General features: G+C 75.2%; 22 protein-coding genes, 1 tRNA gene and 1 other RNA gene. 13 read left to right on the top strand and 11 right to left on the bottom strand.

Annotation, left to right across the window (positions count from 1 at the left end; translation table 11 throughout):
- Positions 1 to 53: 53 nt before the first annotated feature.
- Together ACIGAN_RS32455 and ACIGAN_RS32450 are read right to left on the bottom strand one after the other, a co-directional pair.
- Positions 54 to 590: a tRNA adenosine deaminase-associated protein gene (locus ACIGAN_RS32455; protein WP_365091847.1), complete on the bottom strand. Its 537-nt coding sequence runs from the start codon at positions 588 to 590 to the stop codon at positions 54 to 56.
- Between the two features lie 275 nt (positions 591 to 865).
- Positions 866 to 1,135: a hypothetical protein gene (locus ACIGAN_RS32450; RefSeq protein WP_365091924.1), complete on the bottom strand. Its 270-nt coding sequence runs from the start codon at positions 1,133 to 1,135 to the stop codon at positions 866 to 868.
- 132 nt (positions 1,136 to 1,267) lie between these two features.
- On the opposite strand from ACIGAN_RS32450, the gene upp reads away from it, so the two are divergent.
- Positions 1,268 to 1,903 (top strand): uracil phosphoribosyltransferase, encoded by a 636-nt coding sequence (gene upp / locus ACIGAN_RS32445; RefSeq protein WP_311682865.1) that lies wholly within the window; start codon positions 1,268 to 1,270, stop codon positions 1,901 to 1,903.
- A 52-nt stretch (positions 1,904 to 1,955) separates the two neighbouring features.
- On the opposite strand, the gene ACIGAN_RS32440 is transcribed toward upp, so the two are convergent.
- The 6 genes from ACIGAN_RS32440 to ACIGAN_RS32415 all read right to left on the bottom strand — a co-directional run bounded on the left by ACIGAN_RS32440 (position 1,956) and on the right by ACIGAN_RS32415 (position 5,374).
- Positions 1,956 to 2,573: a LytR C-terminal domain-containing protein gene (locus ACIGAN_RS32440; protein ID WP_365744774.1), complete on the bottom strand. Its 618-nt coding sequence runs from the start codon at positions 2,571 to 2,573 to the stop codon at positions 1,956 to 1,958.
- Positions 2,574 to 2,694: 121 nt separating this feature from the next.
- Positions 2,695 to 2,991 carry a type II toxin-antitoxin system VapB family antitoxin gene (locus tag ACIGAN_RS32435; protein WP_004943146.1) on the bottom strand — a complete coding sequence of 99 codons (297 nt, stop codon included), beginning with the start codon at positions 2,989 to 2,991 and terminating at the stop codon, positions 2,695 to 2,697.
- 253 nt (positions 2,992 to 3,244) lie between these two features.
- Positions 3,245 to 3,379: a hypothetical protein gene (locus ACIGAN_RS32430; RefSeq protein WP_399862909.1), complete on the bottom strand. Its 135-nt coding sequence runs from the start codon at positions 3,377 to 3,379 to the stop codon at positions 3,245 to 3,247.
- Positions 3,380 to 3,451: 72 nt separating this feature from the next.
- A complete protein-coding gene (locus ACIGAN_RS32425; protein WP_399862907.1) occupies positions 3,452 to 3,790 on the bottom strand; it encodes a hypothetical protein in 339 nt (112 codons plus the stop codon).
- A 223-nt stretch (positions 3,791 to 4,013) separates the two neighbouring features.
- Complete coding sequence (locus tag ACIGAN_RS32420; protein ID WP_399862905.1) at positions 4,014 to 4,607, bottom strand: HhH-GPD-type base excision DNA repair protein; 594 nt, start codon at positions 4,605 to 4,607, stop codon at positions 4,014 to 4,016.
- A 47-nt stretch (positions 4,608 to 4,654) separates the two neighbouring features.
- The gene (locus tag ACIGAN_RS32415) at positions 4,655 to 5,374 is read right to left on the bottom strand and encodes a siderophore-interacting protein (RefSeq protein WP_365091836.1); all 720 of its coding nucleotides are present in this window, start codon (positions 5,372 to 5,374) and stop codon (positions 4,655 to 4,657) included.
- 83 nt (positions 5,375 to 5,457) lie between these two features.
- Here ACIGAN_RS32415 and ACIGAN_RS32410 point away from each other — a divergent pair, with 83 nt between their 5' ends.
- From ACIGAN_RS32410 to ACIGAN_RS32395, 4 genes are all read left to right on the top strand, one after another.
- Positions 5,458 to 7,605 carry a penicillin acylase family protein gene (locus ACIGAN_RS32410; RefSeq protein ID WP_399862902.1) on the top strand — a complete coding sequence of 716 codons (2,148 nt, stop codon included), beginning with the start codon at positions 5,458 to 5,460 and terminating at the stop codon, positions 7,603 to 7,605.
- Positions 7,598 to 8,206 (top strand): GNAT family N-acetyltransferase, encoded by a 609-nt coding sequence (locus ACIGAN_RS32405; RefSeq protein ID WP_365744763.1) that lies wholly within the window; start codon positions 7,598 to 7,600, stop codon positions 8,204 to 8,206. The genes ACIGAN_RS32410 and ACIGAN_RS32405 overlap by 8 nt, the downstream gene beginning before the upstream one ends.
- Positions 8,203 to 8,676, top strand: coding sequence for a cupin domain-containing protein (locus tag ACIGAN_RS32400; RefSeq protein ID WP_399862900.1), 474 nt, complete (start codon positions 8,203 to 8,205; stop codon positions 8,674 to 8,676). The genes ACIGAN_RS32405 and ACIGAN_RS32400 overlap by 4 nt, the downstream gene beginning before the upstream one ends.
- 120 nt (positions 8,677 to 8,796) lie before the next feature.
- Positions 8,797 to 10,821: a copper resistance CopC/CopD family protein gene (locus ACIGAN_RS32395; RefSeq protein WP_399862947.1), complete on the top strand. Its 2,025-nt coding sequence runs from the start codon at positions 8,797 to 8,799 to the stop codon at positions 10,819 to 10,821.
- On the opposite strand, the gene ACIGAN_RS32390 is transcribed toward ACIGAN_RS32395, so the two are convergent.
- Positions 10,721 to 11,689 (bottom strand): DUF72 domain-containing protein, encoded by a 969-nt coding sequence (locus ACIGAN_RS32390; protein WP_399862945.1) that lies wholly within the window; start codon positions 11,687 to 11,689, stop codon positions 10,721 to 10,723. The two genes, ACIGAN_RS32395 and ACIGAN_RS32390, sit on opposite strands and share 101 nt — an antisense overlap.
- A gap of 159 nt (positions 11,690 to 11,848) precedes the next feature.
- On the opposite strand from ACIGAN_RS32390, the gene ACIGAN_RS32385 reads away from it, so the two are divergent.
- From ACIGAN_RS32385 to ACIGAN_RS32360, 6 genes are all read left to right on the top strand, one after another.
- A complete protein-coding gene (locus ACIGAN_RS32385) occupies positions 11,849 to 14,329 on the top strand; it encodes a SpoIIE family protein phosphatase (protein ID WP_399862898.1) in 2,481 nt (826 codons plus the stop codon).
- Between the two features lie 362 nt (positions 14,330 to 14,691).
- Positions 14,692 to 15,159 carry an MSMEG_6728 family protein gene (locus ACIGAN_RS32380; RefSeq protein WP_365091821.1) on the top strand — a complete coding sequence of 156 codons (468 nt, stop codon included), beginning with the start codon at positions 14,692 to 14,694 and terminating at the stop codon, positions 15,157 to 15,159.
- Positions 15,160 to 15,289: 130 nt separating this feature from the next.
- A complete protein-coding gene (locus tag ACIGAN_RS32375) occupies positions 15,290 to 17,503 on the top strand; it encodes a hypothetical protein (protein ID WP_399862896.1) in 2,214 nt (737 codons plus the stop codon).
- Between the two features lie 4 nt (positions 17,504 to 17,507).
- On the top strand, positions 17,508 to 19,130 hold the full coding sequence (locus tag ACIGAN_RS32370) for an ABC transporter substrate-binding protein (RefSeq protein WP_399862894.1): 1,623 nt from the start codon (positions 17,508 to 17,510) through the stop codon (positions 19,128 to 19,130).
- 74 nt (positions 19,131 to 19,204) lie between these two features.
- Positions 19,205 to 19,540 (top strand): ArsR/SmtB family transcription factor, encoded by a 336-nt coding sequence (locus ACIGAN_RS32365; RefSeq protein ID WP_399862892.1) that lies wholly within the window; start codon positions 19,205 to 19,207, stop codon positions 19,538 to 19,540.
- Positions 19,541 to 19,554: 14 nt separating this feature from the next.
- A complete protein-coding gene (locus ACIGAN_RS32360; RefSeq protein WP_399862943.1) occupies positions 19,555 to 20,262 on the top strand; it encodes a cation transporter in 708 nt (235 codons plus the stop codon).
- A gap of 317 nt (positions 20,263 to 20,579) precedes the next feature.
- On the opposite strand, the gene ACIGAN_RS32355 is transcribed toward ACIGAN_RS32360, so the two are convergent.
- Positions 20,580 to 20,801, bottom strand: coding sequence for a hypothetical protein (locus ACIGAN_RS32355; protein ID WP_365091810.1), 222 nt, complete (start codon positions 20,799 to 20,801; stop codon positions 20,580 to 20,582).
- 135 nt (positions 20,802 to 20,936) lie between these two features.
- Positions 20,937 to 21,024 (bottom strand) — tRNA-Ser (locus tag ACIGAN_RS32350).
- 72 nt (positions 21,025 to 21,096) lie between these two features.
- Here ACIGAN_RS32350 and ffs point away from each other — a divergent pair.
- Together ffs and ACIGAN_RS32340 are read left to right on the top strand one after the other, a co-directional pair.
- Positions 21,097 to 21,193, top strand: an RNA gene (gene ffs, locus ACIGAN_RS32345) — signal recognition particle sRNA small type.
- A 91-nt stretch (positions 21,194 to 21,284) separates the two neighbouring features.
- Positions 21,285 to 23,708 carry a DNA polymerase III subunit gamma and tau gene (locus ACIGAN_RS32340; RefSeq protein ID WP_399862890.1) on the top strand — a complete coding sequence of 808 codons (2,424 nt, stop codon included), beginning with the start codon at positions 21,285 to 21,287 and terminating at the stop codon, positions 23,706 to 23,708.
- Positions 23,709 to 23,714: the final 6 nt, after the last annotated feature.

Here is a 23,714-nt window from a genome sequence, read left to right as displayed (position 1 = left end):
GGGCCGCCAGGGGTCCCGTACCGGGTCGGGCGGTGCGGGGGTGGTGCGAGCGGTCAGCGGACGGTCTCCAGGGTCTCCGAGGCGCCCAGGGACTCGGCGATCTCGGTGACGGCGTCCGACGAGAGCGCGCGCAGCTCCTTCTCGGTCACACCGAGGTCGTCCAGGATCTGCGCGTCGCCGACCGGGCCGTGCGGCACGGACTCGGCGGAGCCGGCCACGGGCTCGCCGTCGTCGTCCTCCTCGTCGTCCGCGTCGCCGTCCTCGGTGCCGTCGAGGTCGAGGGCGTCCAGGTCGTCCCCGTCGGCGGGGTCCCGGCCGAGCAGCTCGTCGGTGAGCAGGATCTCGCCGTAGCTGCTGCGGGCAGCGGCGGCGGCGTCCGAGACGTAGATGCGAGGGTCCTCCTCGCCGTCCACGCGGACGACGCCGAACCAGGCGTCCTCCTGCTCGATGAGCACGAGCACCGTGTCCTCGTCGGGGGAGGCTTCACGGGCCAGGTCGGCCAGATCCGACAGGGTTTCCACATCGTCGAGCTCTGTGTCGCTCGCTTCCCACCCGTCTTCGGTGCGCGCGAGCAGTGCGGCGAAGTACACCGTGACTCTCCCACTGGTCTTAGGCGTGCCGGTTGGGGGTCCCCCCGGCGGAGGTTACGGGCGGGGAGTGCTCGTCCGAGCCCCACCCACTCGGAATCGTGGCAGAAACAAGGCGTTCAGGGGACGTCTTCGGCTCCCTGTGTCCGGCAGTCGCGCTCGCACGCTCGTTGCCGCCACCTGCGGATCGTACGCGGCTTTGCCCTGCTCCACGCACGGTCACCCGCCACAACGTCCGCGCGGTTCGTGATCTTCCCCGGCGGTTTGCCGCCCGTTCCCTACCAGCGGAACGTGCGCATGCGCATCGCGTGCCGCAGCCGGGCCGTCTTGGCGCGGCGCGGCTGGACGCGGTCGCGCAGGGCCCGGGCCTCGGCGAGGTCGCGCAGGAACCGGGCGCGGCGCCTGCGGCGCTCGGCGTCGGACTCGTCCGCGCCGGTGCGTCCGGCCGTCTCGTCCGGCCCGGCCCGTTCGGCCGTGCGGTCACGCTCCGGGTCCGCCCCGGGCCGTACGCGCGGTGACGGATCGTGTCGGGTCTCCCGGTCGGGCATCTGGTTCACCACCCCCACTCCGTCTCTTCCCCCTTCCCCCGGACGGGCGGTTTGACGCAGGCGAACGGGTGACGGGCGGGCGGCGTCCTTGCCGTGCGGCCGGGGCCATCGGGCCCGGTTACTGTTGTGGACATGCGTCTCCACGTCGTCGACCACCCCCTGGTCGCCCACAAGCTCACCACGCTGCGCGACCAGCGCACCGACTCCGCGACCTTCCGCCGTCTCGCCGACGAGCTGGTCACCCTGCTCGCCTACGAGGCCACGCGCGACGTGCGCACCGAACAGGTCGACATCCAGACGCCGGTCGCGCGGACCACGGGCGTCAAGCTCTCCCACCCGCGCCCGCTGGTGGTGCCGATCCTGCGGGCGGGGCTCGGCATGCTGGAGGGCATGGTGCGGCTGCTGCCGACCGCCGAGGTGGGCTTCATGGGCATGATCCGCAACGAGGAGACGCTGCAGGCCTCCACCTACGCGACGCGCATGCCGGAGGACCTGTCGGGGCGTCAGGTGTACGTGCTGGACCCGATGCTCGCCACCGGCGGCACGCTGGTCGCGGCGATCCAGGAGCTCATCCGGCGCGGCGCCGACGATGTGACGGCCGTGGTGCTGCTGGCCGCGCCCGAGGGCGTGGAGGTCATGGAGCGCGAACTGGCGGGCACGCCGGTGACGGTCGTGACCGCCTCGGTCGACGAGCGCCTGAACGAGCACGGCTACATCGTCCCGGGCCTCGGCGACGCGGGCGACCGCATGTACGGGGCGGCCGAGTAGGCCGGAGCCTCCCGGCGGCCCGCGGTGGCCGCTGAGCGGCTCGGCGGGCCGCTCAGCAGCCCTTCTTCTTCGTCGTCGGCGCCGGCTCGGGCGTGGCCAGCTCGGTCAGCGCCCGGTCGGCGTCCGGCTTCTTCGCCAGGTCCTTGAAGGCGTCCCCGATGACGAGGTCGACCGCGGTGCCCTTGCGGGCCGCCTCGGTGCGCCGTTCCGCGCCGGGGAGCTGCGTGCCCAGCACCGGCAGCGCGGTGTCCAGGGCGGACGCGGGGCCGAGGAGCAGTCCGGTGCCCTTGACCTTCTTGTCGTACTCCTTGGTCGCGTTGCCCACGTCGCCGATCTTGAAGCCGCGCTTCTTCAGCTCGTCGGCGGTCTTCTTCGCCAGGCCGCTGCGGGTGGTGGCGTTGAGGACGTTGACCGTGATCGTGCGGGGCTCGGGCAGGGCCCTGGCACGGGGCGAGGGGCTCGCCCCGGTCGCGGGGGCGCAGTCCGTGCCGCCGGCCGCCGAAGCCTTTCTGCCGCCGCCCGTGAAGACGTCGATGAGCTGCAGCGTGCCCCAGCCGCCCACGCCCAGCACGACGACGGAGGCGATGCCGACGGCGACGAGCCTGCCGCGCCGCCGGGGCCGGCGCATCCGGGGATACCTGTTGCCCGTGATGCGGTACTTGCCGCCCATGCCGGGGGGAGTCAGCATGCTCATGAGCGCAGCGTAGTGCGCCCGGGCGACGATGCCTACTAGATGATCATTCGACGTCGCCCAGCGGAACCCGAAAGGGTCAACCCGTGACCCGCGGAGGTCAGTCGAGTTCGAGCACGCGCGCGTGCAGCACCTGGCGCTGCTGGAGCGCCGCCCGCACCGCGCGGTGCAGGCCGTCCTCCAGGTACAGGTCGCCCTGCCACTTCACGACGTGCGCGAAGAGGTCGCCGTAGAAGGTCGAGTCCTCGGCGAGGAGCGTCTCCAGGTCGAGCTGCTGCTTCGTCGTCACGAGCTGATCGAGGCGGACCGGGCGCGGCGCGACGTCCGCCCACTGCCGGGTGCTTTCCCGGCCGTGGTCGGGGTACGGCCGGCCGTTTCCGATGCGCTTGAAGATCACACGGAAAGCCTACCGGTCAAGACCTTCCGGGCGCAGCCATGGCGACGGAGTACGACGCTGAAAAAAGCCCCACAAGGCGGTACGAACCGCCTCAGGGGCACGCATATGCCGGACCGGGCCCGCGCCGTCGGCGGCAGGTCAGGGCCGTCGGGCCGGGTGTGTTCACCGGCGCCGTGCGCCTGATTCGCCCGAACGGGGGTGTCGCGCGGCGGCGCAGACGCCGTTCCGGCCGCCTGTGCCGCCGCGGGCGGGATCAGCCCCGGGCCCGGCCCTTCGGGTCGGGGGACTGCGGCTTCCGCTCGGCCGGCGGGGAGCCCGGCTTGGGGGCGCTGCGGGCGGCTTCCGCGCGCAGCAGGGCGCGCAGGACGGCGTACGGGTCTTGAAGCATGGGTGTGTTCCTCGTCCTCGTGAATCCGTGCTGTGGTTCCGTGCGGGACCGGGTGGACCGGCGACGGTCCGCTCAGCAGCGCAGGACCTCGGAACGCGGGGGGCGAGGGTCGTGCGGCGGGTTCGGCGGCACGGGCACGGGGTGCCGCGCGGTGCACGCGGGGGCGGGGCCCGGGAACGGGGCCGGGCGCAGCGGGACGACGGCGCGGCGGGTGCTCCGGGCGGCGGGGCGCAGGACGGTGTCGAGGACGTCGTGCTCGACGGCGGTGCTCTCCCCGACGGCCGGGAGCGCCGGAACCGTGTGGGCCGCTGCGTGCGTGCCGGGCACCAGCAGGGCGAGCAGCAGGACCAGCACCCGCGGCCACGTGTGCCGACGGGTGCCGCGGGGGACCGGCTGCGCCGCGGGGTGCACGGGAGGTCACTCCCCGCCGAGGGCACGCCGTCCATCGCGCGGGCCGCCGGATCCGCCCGCTCGGCGTAGGGAGCACAGGGCCCGTTCGCAGGGGGTGCGGCGGCCCGGTGCGCCGGGGGTGTGTTCGGGGCCCGGGGGCTCGCCGGTCGGTGGCTCGGTCATGCTCCATGCTTCGACCGGGCCCGGGAGCCCTGCCACCTGGAGCGGGCCACGCGGCTGACGGCTACGCGCCGCCGGACTTCGCGGCCTTGGCCGCCGCCTTCATCTCCTGCTTGTGCGCCCGGACCCTGGCCAGGGACTCGGGGCCGGTGATGTCGGCGACCGAGCGGAAGGACTTCTCCTCGCCGTAGGGGCCCGCCGCCTCCCGCCAGCCCGCGGGGCGGACCCCGAGCTGCTTGCCCAGCAGGGCGAGGAAGATCTGGGCCTTCTGCTTGCCGAAGCCGGGCAGCTCCGCCAGCCGCTTCAGCAGCTCCCCGCCGGTGCCGGCGTCCCGCCAGACGGCCTCGGCGTCACCGTCGTAGTGCTCGACGAGGTACCGGCACAGCTGCTGGATGCGCTTGGCCATGGAGCCGGGGTAGCGGTGCACGGCCGGCTTCCGCGCGAGCAGCGCGGCGAAGGCCTCCGGCTCGTGCGCGGCGATCTCGTGCGCGTCCAGGTCGTCCGCGCCGAGCCGGCGGGCGATCGTCGCCGGGCCCTTGAACGCCCACTCCATGGGGATCTGCTGGTCCAGCAGCATGCCGGTCAGGGCGGCGAGCGGACTGCGGCCGAGCAGCGCGTCGGCCTCGGGGTCCTGGGCGAGGTGCAGGGTGACGTCCATGGCCCGATCATCCCCCGGGGCGGGCCCGGCCGCGTCCGGAGGCGGTGTCAGGGGCGCCAGTACCCGAGGGCGTGCACGCGCTGCTTGGGCAGGCCCAGTTCCTTGCGGACGTACGCGGCGAGCGTGCGGGTCGTCGCCGTGTCGCAGGCGATCCAGACGTACGGGTCGGTGGTCGCGCCCAGCAGTCCGGGCAGCTCCGCCTTCACGCGGTCGACCAGGTGGGCGCCGGAGTCCTGGCGGGGGACCTTGCGCAGCTCGTGGCGGTCCGGGTCGGTGCGGAACGGCAGGCCGTCGTCGCCGCCCTCGAACCAGACGGTCGCCGGGGCGGGACCCAGGGCGTCCAGCAGCGAGTTGACGGCCGGCAGGGAGGCCGGGTCGCCGACGGCGAAGACGTGCGAGGGCGCCGGGCTCGGGTGCTCGAAGCCGGTGCCCTGGACGGTCGCCTCGATGGTGTCGCCGGGCTTCGCCGCCCGGGCCCAGTCGCTCGCGCACCCCTCGTGCAGGGCGAACTCCAGGCTGAAGGTCCCGGCCCCGGGGTCCGGGTCGACCAGGGTGTAGGCCCGCTGGTGCGGCTTGCCCGCGTTGTCGAACCAGAGCCGGACCCACATGGTCGGGTGCACTCCGGTCGCGGCCAGCAGACCGCCGTCGGTGAAGCGCAGCCGCCGGTACTCCGGCGTGACGTCCTCGGCGTCCGTGACCGTGAACCGGAAATCCTTCGCGCGCAGCAGTTTGAGGACCGCGCCCTCCCAACCCCGCCCCTGCCCCATCGCGTTTCAGCCCTTCGCGTACGATTCCGGCCACACAGCCCTGACTTAGGCAAGGCTAACCTAAAGGAAGGTGGGGGTACAGGGTGGCGATCGAGATCTACCGTGACGCCTGGGGCATTCCGCATCTGCGTGCCGACAGCGTGACCGCGCTCGCCCGCGCGCAGGGGCTGGTCACCGCCCGCGACCGGGCCTGGCAGCTGGAGGTCGAGCGCCACCGGTCGCAGGGCACCTCGGCGTCCTTCCTCGGCGAGAGCGCCCTGGCCTGGGACCGGTTCGCCAGACGCGCCAGACTCGACGACACGGCCAGACGCTGCTTCACCGATCTGGAGAGACGGGACCCCGCGACGGCGCGGTGGGTGCGGGCGTACGTCGACGGGGTGAACGCGGGGCTGGCGCGGACCGCGGACGCGGGCCCGGACGCGGCCCCCGAGTTCGCCCGCACCGGCCTCGCCCCCGGGCGCTGGAACCCCTGGACGCCGCTCGCCGTCTGGCTCGCCACGCACATCCTCTTCGCCGGGTTCCCGGCCAAGCTCTGGCGCGAGCAGGTCGCCACCCACCTCGGCGCGGACGCCGTCGGGCTGTTCGCCACCGACGGGCCCGGCACCTCCGGCAGCAACGGCTGGCTGGTGAGCGGCGAGCGGACCGTCACCGGGCAGCCGGTCATCGCCGGCGACCCGCACCGCTGGATCGAGGACCCGGGCGTCTACCAGCAGATCCGCCTGTCCTGCCCGGAGTTCGACGTCGTGGGCCTCGCCGTCCCCGGCGTCCCCGGCATCGCCCACTTCGGGCACACCGGCACGGTCGCCTGGGCCATCACCAACGCCATGGCCGACTACCAGGACCTCTACCGGGAGCGGCTGCGGCGCACGGGCGCCGGCGTCGAGGCACTGGACCCGGACGGGGTCTGGCGCCGGGCGGCCCGGCACACGGAACGCGTCGAGGTGGCGGGCGAGGAGCCGGTCGAGGTCGAGGTGATCGAGACCGGCCGGGGGCCCGTGGTCATCGGCGGACCGGAGGGGATCGACGGCGACCCGACCGGCCCCACCGGCCCTGCCGGCGGGGCCGGTTCCGGCGCCGCCGACCCCCTCGCCCCGCCCGTGGCGATCAGCCTCCGCTATCCGCCCCGGGTCACCGGCGACCTCGGCTTCGGCGCCCTGCTGCCCCTGCTGCGAGCCCGCCGGGTCGCCGACGTCGACCGGGCCCTCGACCACTGGGCCGAGCCGGTCAACGTGGTCCAGGCCGCCGACACCGAGGGCGGGGTCCTGCACCGCGTGGCCGGGTACGTGCCGCTGCGCGCCGAGGCCAACCGGCTGCGGCTGGTGCCCGCCTGGGAGCCCGGCCACGAGTGGCGGGGCCGGCACGAGACGCCCCGCGCCGGGCTCACCGACGGCGTCGCCGTCATGGCCAACCAGCGCGGCCCGGCCGCGCCCCTCGGCGTCGAGTTCGCCCCGCCCCACCGGCACGACCGCATCGCCGCCCTGCTGGCCGGCAAGGAGCGCTGGTCCGCCGCCGACATGCCGGCCGTCCACACCGACACCCACCTGGCCTCCGCCGCCGCCCTCCTGGACCGCCTGCGCCCGCTGACCGGCCTCACGCCCGAGGCCGCCGCGCTGCGGGACCGGCTCCTCGCCTGGGACCGCCGCATGGACGCCGGCAGCGCCGACGCGGCCCTGTACGCGGCGGTGCGCGGCGCGGTCGTACGGCGGCTGGCGGCGCACCCGGCCTTCGCCGCGCTCGCCACCCCGCCGGCCTACCCGGACGTCTTCCGGCCCTGGCTCGCCCTGCTGCCCCGCGTCGGCTTCGCCCTGGAACACCTGCTGACCGCCGAGGAGCTGTACGGCATCGACCGCACCGCGGCCGTCCGCGCGGCCCTCGAGGAGGTGGCCGGGCGGCCGCCGTCCGGGGTCTGGGGCGACACCCACCGGCTCGCCCCCTGGCGGGCCCTGGAGCCGGGGACGCCGTACGAGGAGCCGGGGCTGGCCGGCGACCACGACTGCGTGCTGTGCACCTCGGGCGTGCCGGGCCTGACCGATCTGGCCGCGCGCGGCCCGGCCGCCCGCTACGTCTGGGACCTGGCCCGGCGGGAGGACAGCCGCTGGGTGGTCCCGTTCGGCGCCTCGGGCGTCCCCGGCTCGCCCCACCACCGCGACCAGCTCCCCCTGTGGCTCGGGGGAGACCTCGTCCCGGTCGTCACCGACTGGGCCCTGCTGACGAAGGAGACCGATGTCTGACCCGTACGCCTCCCGCACCGCCGTCCACGAGCAGGTGACCGACGGCTTCGGCACCGTCCGCGTCCTGCCGCTGGACGCCGAGGCCGACGCCGGAGTGATCCACCGCTGGGTGAGCGAGGAGCGGGCCGCCTTCTGGGGCATGACCGGCCTCACCGAACGGCAGGTCGCCGAGATCTACGCCCACATGGACACGCTCCCCACCCACCACGCCTTCCTCGTCGTGCGCGAGGGCGAGCCGGTGGCGCTCCTGCAGACCTACGAGCCGGAGGCGGACCGCGTGGGCGAGTGCTACGACGTGCGCCCCGGCGACATCGGCGTCCACCTGCTGCTCGCCCCCGCCGGACCGGGCGGCGGCACACCCGGCTGGACGGCCCGGCTGGTCGCCGTCGTCGCCCGTTACGTCCTGGTGGGCCTGGACCGCCGCCGGGTCGTGGTCGACCCGGACGTGCGCAACGACAAGGCGATCGCCCGCTTCCTCAAGCAGGGCTTCACGGCCGGGCCGGTGGTCGTCCTGCCCGAGGTGGACCTGCCGGACGTGTACCTGCCGGAGAAGAAGGCCCAGCTCGCCTTCCTGGACCGGGAGATACTCTTCCCCGCGTGACGCCCGACGAGCTCATCGCGCACTACGGCCTGGAGCCGATCCCCCGCGAAGGCGGCCTGTTCCGCCAGACCTGGGCCGGGCCCGCACGCCCCGACGGCAGACCGGAGGGCACGGCGATCGTCGCCCTGCTCACGGCGGACGACTTCTCCGCCCTCCACCGTCTGCCCACGGACGAGGTCTGGCACTTCTACGGGGGCGATCCGCTGGAACTGCTGCTCCTCGCCCCGGACGGCACCACGCGCACGGTGGTCCTGGGGCCGGAGGTGCTCCAGGGCCAGCACGTCCAGTTCACGGTCCCGGCCGGCACCTGGATGGGCGGCAGGGTCCGCCAGGGCGGCGCATGGACCCTGTTCGGCTGCACCATGGCCCCCGGCTTCACGTTCGAGGGCTACGAACACGGGGACGCGGCCGGACTGGCGGCGCGCTATCCGGCGGTGGCCGACGCGATCGCCGCGCTGTCCCGGCCCTGAGGCGGGCCGGCGGTGAGCACCGCACGGCTCCCGTCCGTACCTGAGCGGGAGCCGTACCGCCCGACCCGGGAGACCCACGTGGAGCGCATTGTCGGACACCCCCGGCGAGCCCGGGCCCTGGTGCTGCTCGGCACCCTGCTGGTCCTGCTCCTCGGGGGAGCGGCCCCCGCCTGCGCCCACTCCGCCCTGCGCGGCACCGACCCCGGGGACGGATCGGTCGTCCCCCGCGCCCCCCGCCACATCACCCTGACCTTCACCGAGTCCGTCGGCCTGCTCGACGACTCCTTCCGGGTCTTCGGCCCCGACCGGCGCCGGGTCCCCACCGGCGAGGCCGCGCACGCCGACGGCCGCTCCGACACGGCCCGGGTCCGGCTGACCGGCAAGCTCGCCCAGGGCACGTACGCGGTCGCCTGGCGGGTCGTGTCCGCCGACAGCCACCCGGTCTCCGGCGCCTTCACCTTCTCCGTGGGCAAGCGCTCCGCCACCACGGTCCCGATCGACACCGGCCCGGCGGAGGACCCCCTCACCGACGGCCTCCACGACCTCGCCCGCTACCTCGCCTACCTCGCCGCCGCCCTGCTCGTCGGCACCGCCGCCTTCGCGTCGCTGTGCCGCCCGGCCGGCACGGCCCCGCTGCGCCGGCCCCTGGTCGCCGCCTGGTGGACCCTCCTGGGCGCCACGGCCGCCCTGCTCCTGCTGCGCGCCCCCTACGAGAGCGGCGCCGGACCCCTCGCGGCCTTCGACCCGGGCGCCCTCGGCCGCACCCTGTCCAGCCGCCCGGGCCTGGCCCTGCTGGCGCGGCTGGTGATCCTGCTGCTGATCGCGGCGCTGCTGGTCCGGCGGTCCGGGAGGCGGGACCACCACCGGCCCCTCGTCCGGGCGGCGGGCACCGTCCTGGCCGTCGGCCTCGCCCTGACCTGGGCGGTGGCAGAGCACGCCTCGGCCGGCATCCAGGTGCCGCAGGCGATGGCGTCCTCCGTGCTGCACCTGCTGGCCACCGGCGTCTGGCTCGGCGGACTCGTGGCGCTGCTGCTGACCCTGCGCGGCGGCCCGGTCGACGACCTGGCCGCGGTGGTGCCCCGCTTCTCCCGGGTCGCCTTCGCCTCCGTGGCCGTCCTGGCGGTCACCGGTCTCTACCAGTCCTGGCGCGGCCTCGGCTCCCTGCCCGCGCTGACCGGCACGCCGTACGGCCGGCTCCTGCTCGTGAAGGTGGCCGCGGTGTGTGTGCTGCTGCTGGCGGCCGAGCGGTCCCGGCGCTGGACGGCCCGGATCGCCGCCCCGGCGGCCGCCGGGGCCACGGTGGCGTCCACCGCCGGGGCCGCCCCACCGGCCCGGGTCCCGCAGCCGGCCGGGGTGTCCACGTCCCGCGCGGGTGCGGCGGACCCCGGCCCCGCGCACAGGGTGGCATCCCCGTCCGGTACGGGTCCGGCGGACCCGGGCACCGCCCACTCCGACGGCGATTCCGGGTCCGGTGCCGGCCGGTCCGGCCGGTCGGGCCCGCTCGACCGCTCCGGCCCGGAGGTCGGTTCCGGCCCGGATGTCCGGTCCGGCGGCCCGGACGGTGATGCCGGTTCCGGTGCCCGCCGCGCCGATCGCTTCGCCGACCGTTCCGGCACGGACGGCGGCGCCGATGCGGGCTCCGGCCCCGACGCCCGGCGGCGTGGGCTGCGCCGGTCCGTGCTCGTGGAGGTCGCCGTCGCCGCCGTGGTGCTGGCGATCACCACCGTGCTGACCGGCACGCTGCCCGGCCGCGCGGAGGCCGAGGCGGCGCGGCAGGCCCCGGCGGGCGCGCTGCCGCCCACCGCGCAGGTGACGGTGCCCTTCGACACGGGCACGGACACGGTGACCGGCCGCGGCACGGTCCAGGTCACCCTGGACCCCGCCCGGGTCGGCGACAACGGCGTGCAGGCCGTGGTCTACGGCTCCGACACGGGCCTGGTCGTCGTCCCCGAGGTCCGCATCACCTTCAGCCTGCCCTCGCGCGAGCTGGGCCCGATCGACGCCGAACTCACCGACCAGGGCGGCTACTGGGGCACCAACGCCGTCAACCTGCCGCTCCCCGGGACCTGGACGATGAAGACGACCGTGCGGGTGTCGGACGTGGACCAGGTGACGGAGGAGAAGCGGGTGCGGATCGTGCCCTAGGCAGCCGCGGCACCGCCGTGGGACCGCCGTCGAGCAGCCGCGTCATGGTCTCGGCGGCCCGTACGGCGGCGTCGCCGCAGCAGTTGTTGAACAGCACGTGCACCTGCTCGGTCCGCTCGGCCAGCCGCCGCACGCGGGGCAGCCACTCGGCGAGTTCGTCCTCGCCGTAGACGTGCCGGAACCGGTCCTCCTTGCTGCCGGTGCCCCAGGCGGTGCTGCGGCCGTGGAACCGTACGACGGACAGCCGGGGCGAGGTCACCGGGGTCACCGGCGGCACGGACGACGGCAGGGTCTGCGTCATGTCGACGGCGACCGCGGCCATGCCGTGCCGGGCCAGCAGCGCGCTCGTCGCCTCCGCCCGGCCCGGCTCCCACCAGGACGGGTGCCTGAACTCCACGGCGACGGGCCAGCCCCGGGTCCGCTCCGCGCACTCCGCCAGGAACGTCTCGGCCCGCTCGCCCGGCCGGAACCACGGGGGGAACTGGAACAGCACGCTGCCGAGCCGTCCGGCGCCGCGCAGCGGTTCGACGCCGGCCGCGAAGCGCGCCCAGACCGCGTCGAGCACGGCGGGGTCCCGGTGCTCGGGCGGCAGCCCGTCCGGCATCACCGCCGGCCGGGTGGGGTGCCCGGTCAGCAGGGAGAAGGCCTTCACGTCGAAGACGAACCCGTCCGGGGTCCGCTCGGCCCACAGCAGGCTGTTCCGCTCGCTGGGCAGCGCGTAGTAGGAGGAGTCGACCTCGACGACCGGGAACCGCTCGGCGTAGTGCCGTAACCGCCCCTCGGCGTCGCGCCGACCGGCCGGGTACCAGCCGCTGCCGACCAGTGCCCGGTCGGTCCAGGAACACGTGCCCACCAGGATCTCGCCCAGGTTCTCGCCCATGGGGGAGCGGTTACCCGGGCCGGACGCAGGCAGGCTCCGCCACCGGGCGGTGACGGCACGGTGAAAGCCGGCGAATCAGGGTAATCAGGTCATAACTGTCCAGTGCGGGGCCACGGCCGATGCCTCCGCGAGAGCGAGATGACGACCATGGAGCAGCCCGTCACCGCAGGCCGGGCCGGCCGGCCGCCCGGCACGGCCCGCGAGGCTCCCGACGCCCTCGGTGCCCTCGACGCCCTGGTCGCGGCAGACCTCACCGCCCGTGTCACCCTCGACGAGCAGGGCAGGGTGACCGGCTGGAACGCGGGCGCCGAGCGGCTCCTCGGGCATCCGGCCGGGCAGATGCTCGGCCGCCGCGCCGCGGACCTGCTGGCCGAGCCGATCCCGGTGCGCGGCGGCATGCCGGCCCTCGCCGGGCTGCCCCGCTGGAGCGGTGACGTCGCCCTGCGGCACCGCGACGGCCGCAGACTCACCGTCCGGATCCTCGCCCACCACCGGACGCCCGCCACCGGCGCCCGGGCCTGGCTCGTCGTCTCCGCGCTGAGCGACCCCGGCCCGCGGCCCGCCCCCGACGAGTCCCTGGTGCACTGGAGCTTCGCCCAGTCCCCGTGCTGCGCCCAGGCGATCTACGACACCCGGCTGCGGCTGCGCCGGGCCAACGCCGACATGGAGCGCTCCACGGCCCTCACCGAGGAGGAGATGCGCGGCCTGCGCGTCTCCGAGATCATCGACGACGCCGCCGGCGAGCGGGCCGAGCGCAGCATGGCCCGGGTGCTGCGGACCGGGCAGCCGCAGTACGACGAGAACCAGCTGCGGGCCCCCGGCGAGGACCACGAGCACGCCTGGTCGGTCTTCACGTCCGCGCTGCGCGACGAGGAGGGCACCATCCGGGGCGTGTGCCTGTCCGCGCACGACATGACCGAGCAGTTCTGGGCCCGCAGACGGCTCCAGCTGATCGCCGAGGCCGGCCGGCGCATCGGCAGCACCCTCGACGTGACGCGCACGGCCCAGGAGCTGGCCGACGTGACCGTCCCGGCCCTGGCCGACTTCGCCGGCGTCGATCTGCTGGCCGGGCTGGACGAGGTACCCGAGCCGCCCGTGCGGGCGCTTCCGGTGAACGGGCCGCTGCGCCTGCGGCGGGTCGCGCTGCGGTCGGTCACGCCGGGCGCGCCGGAGGCCGTCGTGGCGGCGGGCGAGGCCGCCTCCTACCCGGCGGGTTCGGCGCCGTTCGAGAGCCTGCGCACGGGACGGCCCACCGTGCGGGAGGCGACCGACCCGGCCCTGGCCGCGTGGTTCGCGTACGACCCGGCCCGAGCCGCCCGGATGCGCGCCTTCGGCGTCCACTCGGTGCTGACCGTGCCGCTGGCCGCCCGCGGGACGACCCTGGGCGTGGTCTTCCTCCTCCGGTACCGCAACCCGGACCCCTTCCGGCACGACGACCTGGTCCTGGCCGGGGAGCTGGCCGCCCGGGCCGCAGTCAGCATCGACAACGCCCGCCGCTACACCCGTGAGCGCGCCACCGCCGTCACCCTCCAGCGCAGCCTGCTGCCCCGGCGGCTGCCCCGGCAGGCGGCGGTCGAGGTCGCCTCCCGCTATCTGCCGGCCGGCGGGCACGCGGGCGTGGGCGGGGACTGGTTCGACGTCATCCCCCTGTCCGGGGCCCGGGTCGCCCTGGTCGTCGGCGACGTCGTCGGCCACGGCCTGCACGCCTCGGCGACCATGGGCCGGCTGCGGACGGCGGTGCGCACGCTGGCCGACATCGACCTGCCGTGCGACGAGCTGCTGACCCGCCTGGACGATCTCGTGGCCCGGCTGGACACGGAGGAGGGCGACGGCGACCCGGGCGGGACCTCCGCCGACGTGGGCGCCACCTGCCTGTACGCCGTCTACGACCCGGTCTCCCGGCGCTGTTGCTTCGCCGGGGCCGGGCACCCGCTGCCCGCCGTGCTGCGTCCCGGCGGCACCGTCGACCTGGTCGCCCTCCCGGCCGCGCCCCCGCTCGGCGTCGGCGGCCTGCCCTACGAGGCGACCGAGGTCGAACTGCCCGAGGGCAGCCTGCTGGCCCTCTACACCAACGGCCTGGTCGCCACCCGGGACCGGGACATCGACGCCGGTGTGCACCGGCTGCGGGAGGCCCTCGCCCGCCCGGCGGACTCGCTGGACGCCCTGTGCGACCGGGTGCTCACCGAGCTGCTGCCGCAGCGCCCGGCCGACGACGTGGCCCTGCTCGTCGCCCGCACCCGAGCCCTCGACGCGGACCAGGTCGCCACCTGGGACGTGCCCTGCGACCCGTCGGCGGTCGCCCGGGCCCGCAAGGACGTGGTGGCGCAACTGGAGCGGTGGGGCCTGTCCGATGCCGTCTTCGTCACCGAACTGATCGTCAGCGAGCTGGTCACCAACGCCATCCGGCACGCCGAGCCGCCCGTCCGGCTCCGCCTGATCCACGACACCACCCTCGTCTGCGAGGTCTCCGACGGCGGCAGCACCGCTCCCCACCTGCGGCGCGCCCGCAGCCACGACGAGGGCGGCCGCGGCCTGCTCCTCGTGGCCCGGCTGACCGAGCGCTGGGGCACCCGCCAGAGCGCCACGGGCAAGACCATCTGGGCCGAACAGACCCTGACCCTCCCGTGAGGACCCCGGCCATGACCTCCCCCACCGCCCTGCCCCCGGCCACCGTTCCCGCCGCCTGCGCGACGGCCCGCCCTCCGGTGCCCTCGGGCACCGTTTCCGCCGCCTGCGCGACGGCCCGCCCTCCGGCCGTGTCCCCGGGCACTGTTCCCGCCGCCTGTCCGACGGCCCGCCCCTTGGCCGTGCCCCCGGCCACCGTTCCCGCCGCCTGTCCGACGGCCCGCCCTCCGGCCGTGCCCCCGGCCACCGTTCCCGCCGCCCGCCCGACCGCCTGCCCCCGCGCCCTGGCTCCCGCACCGGCGGGTGGCCGGCGGCGCCGCGTCCCCGGCCCGCGCACCGCGCGGTGAGGGGAGGACGGACCACAGATGCAGACCTTCCTGCCCTACCCCGACTTCCGCAGGACCGCCCTGGCCCTGGACCGCCGCCGGCTCGGCAAGCAGCGCGTCGAGGCCCTGCAGGTCCTGCGCGGCCTGATCGTGCCGGGCTACGGCTGGCGGCGGCACCCGGCCGTGCGGATGTGGACCGGCTACGAGGAGGCCCTGGTCCGCTACGGCCTGGAGATCTGCCGCGTCTGGCGCGAACTGGGCCACCAGGACAGCTGCGCGGCCACCCTGGTCGCCGACCTGGCCACCGCCCGCCCCCACGCCCCGATCCGCGACCAGGACGAGCTGGCCGCCGAGGGCGAACTGCCGCCCTGGCTCGGCGACCGGCCCTTCCACCGCAGCCACCGCTCGGCCCTGGTGCGCAAGGACCCCGACACCTACGGGGCGCTCTTCCCCGGGGTGCCGGACGACCTGCCGTACGTCTGGCCCGCCTCCGACCGCACCGCGTAGGCGCACCTGCCCCACCGGTCAACTCCCTTCCGTGCGGCACCCGTTGTCGACCCGGCGGTTCCGTGTTCCACTGGATCTTTTCCGGCACAGCGGTCACGGGTTCGGGCGGGCAGGACGTCATGGGGGAACCGTGTGTGAGGAACTGGGCTTCGACACACTCCTCTCCGAGGAGGGCTTCTTCGCGCGGCTGCTCGGGCGGTCGCCCTCGGGTGCCGGGCGGGAGCCGCTGTACGGTCCGGATCTGCCCGTGGTGCTGCTCACCGGCGGCCCGGGCATGGGCAAGGGCCGGCTGCTGCGCGCCGTACGGGACCGGTTCGCCGCCAAGGTGCCGGTGATCCACCTCGACTGCGCCTCGCCGGTCTTCGAGGACCGCGCCGACCCGGAGCCCGGCGCCCGCTCGGCCGCGACCGAGGCGCTGGTCGAGGTGGCCCGGCGGCTGTGCACCTGGCAGGGCACGGGCGGCTCGTTCGCCTTCCCGCGCCTGTTCACCGGCCTGGCCATGATCGCCACCGGTGTCGCGGACGGCAGGCCCCAGGCGGTCGCGACGGAGGCCGAACGCTACGAGGACCTGCCCCAGCGGCGCCGCGTGCGCGGCCTGGGCGGCGGTGACTTCTGGCGCGGCATGCTGCGCGGCACCATCCGCAACCTGCTGGCGACCATGTACGGGCAGGCGTTCGACCCCTACTCGACGGCCGTGAGCAACGCCCTGCTGGACGCCGTCTTCGAGCGCGCGGCCCCCCGCGGCAGGGCGGAGCTGGAGCGGGTCTACGGCGCCTACCCCGGCGCGGCCGGCCAGCCCCGGATCGGGCTGCGCATCCTGGCCGCCGACTTCCGGGCGGGCGGCGAGGCGCGCGAGGTCGCGGAAAGCTTTCTCTTCCGGGCCCTGCGCGAGGACCTGGAGGCGGCGTACGCCTCGCCCTCCGGCTGGCTGCGCCGGGTCGGCCGCCCGGGCCTGCTGCTGGATTACGCCGAGTCGCCGCTGGGCGAGTTGCTGCTGCGCGCGGTGCTCACCGACCGCAGGGTCGGCCGGCGCGACCGGGTCGTCGTCATCGGCACGGCCCGCCGCGCGGACGGCGGTGCCTTCCTGCACGGCGGCCTGCCGCCCGCGCTGATCACGCCCCCGGCCGAGTACCGGCCGGCCGACGGGGCCCCGCCCAACTGGTCCCGCCGCACGGACGGGGGCGCCGACCGGGCCCCGCTCGCCGACGGCGTGCTGCTGCTGCGGATGCCGCTGCTCACCGGCGACCAGCTGCGCCGGGAGACGGTGCGAAGACAGCAGCACGCCGAGCCGGAGGGCGGCGTCAACCGCCGCCGCATCGACGCGGCCGTGGCCCGGCTGAGCGGCGGCCGCCCGCACACGGTGATCCGGCTGGCGGCGGCAGCGGCGGCGTTCCGCATGCCGGCCGACGCCAACGACCGCGACCTCCTGGACGCCCCCCTGCGCCTGCCCGGCGACGACGCCGAACGCCCGGTCGCGGAGGTGCTGTTACGGGAACTGATCCTGGACCAGCTGCCCGTGCGCCTCCCGGCCGAGCACCACGCCCACTGGCTGGACCTGCTCACCCATCTGTCGGTGGCCCACGACACCGAGTGCGCCGACGTGCTGCTGCGCCACCACCAGGCCGGGCACGTGCACCACCTGACCGCCCATCACGTCGCGCGGCTCCTCACCGACACCGGCTGGCCCACCTGCGAACGCCACTTCATCGGCGACTTCGGCCTGCGCCAGCTCCTCGTCCACCGCCTCTACGGCCTGCTTCCGGACGGCGCCGCCTGGTACGCCGACCACCACCTGCTGCGCGACCACTACGCGCGGCGGGCGGCGGGGGAGGACCGCATCCGCGACGAGGACCTGCCGGGCGACGACGCGGCCGGCGACGGCGTCCCGCGCGAGGGCGCCTTCCGTTCCCTGACCGCCCACCGGATGAACCACCACCTGGTCTCCGGCGGCGCCGACGACGTCGTCGGCCACCTGGCCGCCACGCTCCCGGGCCGCCCGCGCGCCTGGTGCGCCGAACTCCTGGAGATCGCCCAGGCCCCGTACCCGGGCGGCGCCGACGCCCGGCGCGAGCGCGCCCAGGGCCTGGTGGCGGCGGACGGCCCGCCGCTGCGCCGCACGGTCGACCAGCTGCTGCACGCGGTGTGGCTGTGCGAGGAACGCACCCGCCCGACCGGCCGGGAGACCGCCCGCACCCTGGCCAAGCTGCTGGACCTACTGTCGATCATGGACTTCGACGGCGCCGGCCGGCTCAGCAGGACCGCGGCGGACTGGAGCGCCCTGGCCGAGAACGAACAGCCCCTGCTGCGCTGCGCCTGCACCGAACAGCTCCGCCGAAGGAGATGACGGCATGCCGAGATGGAAGAAGATCCTCTACTCGCTGTTGGGGGTGCTGGTCCTCGTCGCGGGCGTCACGCTCACGACCTCCCTGGTCCGCAAGCCGGACACCTGCGCCGACGGGGTGGAGCGGATCGACGGCGAGTGCGTCGGCGTCAACGGCGAGGGCTACGACTTCGGCACCCCGGAGATCGCCGACGTGGCCCGCGCGGTCGCCCGCGAGAACGACAGGATCGAGGACCAGCCGCACGTCACCGTCGCGATGATGCTGCCCCTGCAGTCCGACCGCGAGGCCCTGCGCCGGCAGATGCGCAGCGACCTGCAGGGCGCCTACCTCGGGCAGCGGCAGGCCAACGCGGGCGAGGGCGAACCGCCGAAGATCCGGCTGGTCCTGGCCAACCCCGGGCGCGACTACGGGCATCAGGCGAAGGTCGTCGACACCCTGCTGCGGATGGCCGCCTCCCCCGAGGACCGGCTGCGCGCGGTCACCGGCTTCAACCTGAGCCTGGCCGCCACGGAAGCGGCCGTGAAACGCCTGACCGAGCACAAGGTGCCGGTGCTGGCCGCGCGCATCAGCGGCGACCGGATCGCCAACGAGGACCGGGCGGACGGCATGGCCAGGCTCCGCTTCCCGGGCCTGGCCCGCATCCTGCCCACCAACAACGACGCGGCCCGGGCGCTGGCCGACTTCAACGGCGAGCAGGGCCGCCGCAACGTCCGGACGGTCCTGGTCTACGACAAACGCCCCGACGGCTACAACGAGTCCCTGGCCAGGGCGTTCAGCCGGATCAAGGAGGAGGGCCCGGCCGGTCCCGCCGCGATGTCCTTCGAGTCCCCGGCCATCGACGAGGCGGGCTCCACCGGCAACCAGTTCACGCAGACGGCCAACAACATCTGCGACTCCGAGGCCGACACCGTCTACTTCGCCGGCCGCACCCTCCACCTGCGCATCTTCGCCCTCAAGCTCGCCCAGGTGGGCTGCGAGGGCCGCCACTACACCATCGTCAGCGGCTCCGACGCGGCCTCGCTGCGCCAGGACATGACGGAACGGGACGGGGCCTCGCTGCGCGGCGACGACGGGCGGCCGAAGGTCACGGTCCAGTACGCGGCCCCCGCCCACCCCGACGCCTGGAGCACGGAACTGGCGGCCTGGACGAAGCAGTGGACGGCCACCCACAAGCGTGCCCCGAAGCCCTTCGAACTCCCCCAGTACCTCACCGAACCGAAGGCGGCCCTGGACTCCCTGCGCGCCCAGATCGCCGCGACCCGGCGCGAGGGCATCTCCCTCGGCTCCACGCCGAACCTGGAGGACTCGCGCACGATGCTCGTCCACGACGGCCTGCTCACCATCGGCAAGGCCCTGCACCAGGCCCAGCAGGGCGCACCCGGGACGACGGTCCCCACCCGCGAGGACGTCGGGCGCCAGTGGTCCCTGCTCCACTCCCGCCACCGCGTGCGGGCCACCAGCGGCCTGATCTGCCTCACCACCGGGGGCAACGCCTACGACAAACCGGCCGCGATCGTCGAACTGGACCCGGGCCGCAGGGGCCGGGGCACGCTCAAGTTCGTGGGCCTGGGCTGGCCGACGGGACGGCCGCAGCCGAAGAACTGCGTGATCCCCAGCGAGACGCCCTGAGGCGGCCGAGGAGAGCACAGACTATTCACGTAGCCCTGAATTCAGGAAAACATGAACTCGGGTACGCTCGCCCCATGCTGACTGCCGCCCCCGACATCGACGTCCTGGTCCGGTTCGGCCGGGCGCTCGCCGATCCGGTCCGCTGCCGGATCCTGCTGGCCCTGCGCGAGACCCCGGCCCACCCGGCCGACCTCGCCGACAGGCTCGGCGTCTCGCGCACCCGCCTCTCCAACCACCTGGCGTGCCTGCGCGACTGCGGCCTGGTCGTCGCGGTGCCGGTGGGCCGCCGGACCCGCTACGAGCTGGCCGACGCCCGCCTCGGCCACGCGCTCGACGACCTGCGCACCGCCGTGGTCGCCGTCGAGACCGACCGCACCTGCCCGGCGGCCGCCACCGAGGGGTGCTGCTGACCGTGGCCGCGGAGATGTCCCTGTCCCCCGGCCCCGCACGGCGCGACGCGCTGGCCCGCCGGATACGGCTGCTGGTCGCCGCGACCATCGTCTACAACGCGGTCGAGGCGGTCGTCGCCCTCACCGCCGGGGCGCTCGCCTCCTCCACCGCGCTGATCGGCTTCGGCCTGGACTCCGTCGTCGAGGTGTCCTCCGCGGCCGCCGTCGCCTGGCAGTTCTCCGCCCGCGAGCACGCCGTGCGGGAGGCGCGGGAGAGGACCGCGCTGCGCGTCATCGCCCTGTCCTTCTTCGCGCTGGCGGCGTACGTCGCGGCCGACGCGGTGCGGGCCCTGGCCGGGACCGGCGCGGCGGAACGCTCGGTCCCCGGCATCGTGCTGGCGGCGCTCTCCCTGGCCGTGATGCCGTTCCTGTCCGCGGCCCAGCGCAGGGCGGGGCGCGAGCTGGGTTCGGCCAGCGCCGTCGCCGACTCCCGCCAGACACTGCTGTGCACGTATCTGTCGGCCGTGCTCCTGGCCGGGCTGCTCCTGAACGCCACCGTGGGCTGGTCCTGGGCCGACCCGATCGCGGCCCTGGTCATCGCCGCCGTGGCGGTCAAGGAGGGCCGGGACGCGTGGCGGGGCGAGGGCTGCTGCGCGGTACCGGCGCCGGCCTCGCTGTCGCCGCAGGGCGAGGGGAGCGGCGGTTGCCGCGCCGGGGGGAGCGGGTGCTGCGACAGGCCTTAGGCCGCCCTGCGGCGCGGGCGCGACGTCCGCCGGCCGGACGCGGGACGCTTCACCTCCCCGGGCTCCTGGAGGTCCCGGAACTCGTGGAACTCCTGGAACTCCGGGAAGTCGCCGGACTCCTCGGACGGGACGAGGTCGTCCCCTCCGAAATCCGGGGCCCGGAAGGGATCGATGACCGGGGGAGGCGAGGCCGCGGCGGAGCGGCTCGGCTGCCCTTCCGGAGCGGAGAACAGCGAAGTCGGTTCGATGAGAGGACTCTCTTTCGTTGGGAGCGGCCCCCTGACGGGGCCGCGCGTGCCGTGACCCGGCACGAGGTCCTACAGCTTGGTCATCTTGGCGTAGGGGCTCAGGATCCGCATCTGTGCGGAGCCGAAGTCCACGAGCGCCGCGATCCCGTCCTCGACACCGATCACCCGGCCGAGGCCGTACATGTCGTGGGTGACCTGGTCACCGACCTCGAAGTGCTTCGGAGCCGGTGCGACGGGGGCCGCGAAGGGGCTGGTAGGCAAATGACGCTTCTGTGCAGCACGCTTTGTCATCACGCCCCAGTATGCGCTGTGAAGGGTGTCTGTGGGGACGGGCGAGCGACGATGAGGTCACGAACCGGCACGGGAAACGCCGAAGGGCCCCACCGCGAACGGTGGGGCCCTTCGACATCGTGCCCGGTGAGGCACTGGCGGAGGATACGAGATTCGAACTCGTGAGGGGTTGCCCCCAACACGCTTTCCAAGCGTGCGCCCTAGGCCTCTAGGCGAATCCTCCGCCGGAAACATTACATGACCGAGAGGAGTGCTCGCGAACTCGTTCCCCGGCCCCGACATCAGGTAGCCTTGGCGCAGCCCCTCACGCGGCGCTATCTGACTGAACTCCCCCAGGGCCGGAAGGCAGCAAGGGTAGGTCGGCTCTGGCGGGTGCGTGGGGGGCGTCTGCGTTCCCGGGGCCGATGAGCCGGGCCGACGAGCCGGGCCGGCGCCCGCGACGGCAGGGGCCCGATGTCAGTGGGCGCCTATAACCTCGTATGCGTGTCGTCTCTCGCTCTGTACCGCCGCTACCGCCCGGAGACCTTCGCCGAGGTCATCGGGCAGGAGCATGTCACCGACCCGTTGCAGCAGGCGCTGCGCAACAACCGGGTCAACCACGCGTACCTGTTCAGCGGGCCGCGCGGCTGTGGCAAGACGACCAGCGCGCGCATCCTGGCCCGCTGCCTGAACTGCGAGCAGGGCCCCACGCCCACCCCGTGCGGTACGTGCCACTCCTGCCAGGACCTCGCGCGCAACGGCCCCGGTTCCATCGACGTCATCGAGATCGACGCCGCTTCCCACGGTGGCGTGGACGACGCCCGTGACCTGCGGGAGAAGGCCTTCTTCGGGCCCGCCCGCAGCCGGTACAAGATCTACATCATCGACGAGGCCCACATGGTCACGTCGGCCGGCTTCAACGCGCTGCTGAAGGTCGTCGAGGAGCCCCCCGAGCACCTCAAGTTCATCTTCGCGACGACCGAGCCCGAGAAGGTCATCGGCACGATCCGCTCGCGCACCCACCACTACCCCTTCCGGCTGGTCCCGCCCGGCACCCTGCGGGAGTACCTGGCCGAGGTGTGCCGGAAGGAGGACATCCCGGTCGAGGACGGGGTGCTGCCGCTCGTCGTGCGCGCGGGCGGCGGTTCCGTGCGTGACTCGATGTCCGTCATGGACCAGCTGCTGGCCGGCGCCGCCGCCGACGGTGTGACGTACGCCATGGCCACCTCCCTGCTCGGCTACACCGACGGCTCTCTCCTCGACTCCGTCGTCGAGGCCTTCGCCACCGGTGACGGGGCCGCGGCCTTCGAGGTCGTCGACCGTGTCATCGAGGGCGGGAACGACCCCCGCCGTTTCGTCGCCGACCTGCTGGAGCGGCTGCGCGACCTGGTGATCCTCGCCGCCGTCCCGGACGCCGTGGAGAAGGGGCTCATCGACGCCCCCGCCGACGTCCTGGAGCGCATGCAGGCCCAGGCCGGCACGTTCGGCCCGGCCGAGCTGAGCCGGGCCGCCGATCTGGTCAACGAGGGCCTGACCGAGATGCGCGGCGCCCACTCGCCCCGCCTCCAGCTGGAACTGATCTGCGCCCGCGTTCTGCTCCCCGCCGCCTACGGCGACGAGCGTTCCCTCATGGCCCGCCTGGACCGGATCGAGCGCGGGGTGAACTTCTCCGCCGCGGGCCCGGCCGGCGTGCCCGCCCTGGGGTACGTGCCCGGACCGCCGCCGGAGGGCCACCAGGAGATGCCCGGCGGCGCGCCCACCGCGCAAGCGCCGGTGTCGCCGGTCCCGCCGGGCGGGGGCCCGGCCGCGGCCCGGGCGGCGGTACGCGGTGGTGCCGGAGCGCCCGGCGGACCCCCGAGCGCCGCGGTTCCCGGCGGACCCGGTGGCCCCGGCAGCGGCGGCACCGGTGGCAGCGGCGGAGGTACGGCTCCCGCCGCGGAGCACGCCCCGGCGGGCCCGGGCGCGCCGCCCCAGGGGCCCGGTGCGCCCACGCCTCCCGCCGACACCCCCGCCCAGCCTCCGCACGCCCCCACGGCCCCCCAGGCACCGGCCGCATCCGCCCCGGCGCCCGGCGCCTGGCCCACCGCCGCGTCCGCGGGCAGCGGCCGCCGCCCGGGCGGCTGGCCCACCGCCACCCCGGGCGCGCCCGCCCCGGCTGCTCCGGCGCCCAGCACCCCCCGGACGGCACCGTCGGCACCGGCGGCCCCGTCGGCTCCGGCGGCACCTCCCGCCCAGGCCGCCCCCACGCCCGCAGCCCCGGCACCCGCAGCCGCACCCGGCGGTCTCGACCCGCGCATGCTCTGGCCGAACATCCTGGAAGCGGTCAAGAACCGCCGCCGCTTCACCTGGATCCTGCTCAGCCAGAACGCCCAGGTCACGGGCTTCGACGGCACGACCCTCCAACTCGGGTTCGTCAACGCGGGCGCCCGGGACAACTTCCTGAGCAGCGGCAGCGAGGACGTGCTGCGGCAGGCGCTGGGCGAGCAGTTCAACGTCCAGTGGAAGATCGAGGCGATCGTCGACCCCTCCGGCGGCTCCGCACCCCCGGCCCCGGGCGGCCCGTCCGGCTACGGCGGAGGCCAGCCCGGCGGTTACGGCTCCGGCGGGGGCGGTGGCCACACCTCCGGCGGCGGCTTCGGCGGCGGTACGGCGACCGCCCAGCGCTCCGCCCCGGCCCCGTCGATGGCCGCGGCGGCACCCACCGCGCAGCCGGGCGGCTCCCCCTCCGGCGTCGCGGCGGTCCCGGCGGCCGCCCCGAGCGCCCCCGTCCCCCAGCCGTCGGCCCCGCAGCCGCGCCATGTGTCCGTCGAGGAGGACATCCCCGAGGACGACGACCCCGACCTCGACGAGTCGGCCCTGTCCGGACAGGAGCTGATCGTCCGGGAGCTGGGCGCCACGGTCGTGGAGGAGTTCTCGAACGAGCCGTAGGGAGGA

It is taken from the genome of Streptomyces sp. NPDC085931 (assembly GCF_044540565.1).
Classification (GTDB): Bacteria; Actinomycetota; Actinomycetes; order Streptomycetales; family Streptomycetaceae; genus Streptomyces.
The sequence above is the reverse complement of the archived record's forward strand: the minus strand, read 5'-3'. Positions and strand labels throughout refer to the sequence as shown.